General features: G+C 47.2%; 1 protein-coding gene. It reads right to left on the bottom strand.

Annotated features, from left to right (window positions below; all coding sequences use genetic code 11):
• Positions 1-459: hypothetical protein (locus BB427_RS03110; RefSeq protein WP_139119008.1), on the bottom strand; the 459-nt coding region annotated here is incomplete at its 3' end.
• Positions 460-532 lie beyond the last annotated feature (73 nt).

Below are 532 nucleotides of genomic sequence, written 5' to 3'. Positions count from 1 at the left end.
ATGAGGTCCAGCCAGTACTGTCTTGAGAAAAACTTCATATTTGATGTAACCATCTTCATCTTCAGGCGGACAGCAAGCGGTGAAGATTTCATCAACATCAGCGTCCTGAAGCTTTTCACCCAAGGATAGTAAGACGTGAGCGAGCTCAGCAGCCATCATGGTCCCGTTTTCATTCTTGTCGTACACTTTCAAGCCCTCAAGCAGATCTTCAATTTGGCCCATGTCCTTGGATTTCCTGCAGTCACTGAATATTGGGAGGAATTCGTCGAAATTAATCATCTTCTCACCTAATTTTTTGGCTGAACCAGCCTTCTCTGCGGTATCATTTGTGATGGTGACGTCCAACGCCCTAAGGAGTGGTGCAATGTAATGGGCGTCAATCTTCCCCTCGCCGGTGGTGTCGTACACCTCAAAAGCAGCTCTGCACTCTTCAACTTCGTAACTTTTTAAGTCAGCCATTTGCGATCTTCAAGCGGTCTATCACAAGCGCACCAAATTCACAAACAATGCAGAGCCGCTGCGAGGCAAAGGG

Origin of the sequence: Pseudoalteromonas sp. BMB, from assembly GCF_001709235.1 — a bacterium.
In the GTDB taxonomy this organism is placed as follows: domain Bacteria; phylum Pseudomonadota; class Gammaproteobacteria; order Enterobacterales; family Alteromonadaceae; genus Pseudoalteromonas; species Pseudoalteromonas maricaloris.
This window is presented reverse-complemented; position numbering and strand designations above follow the sequence as displayed.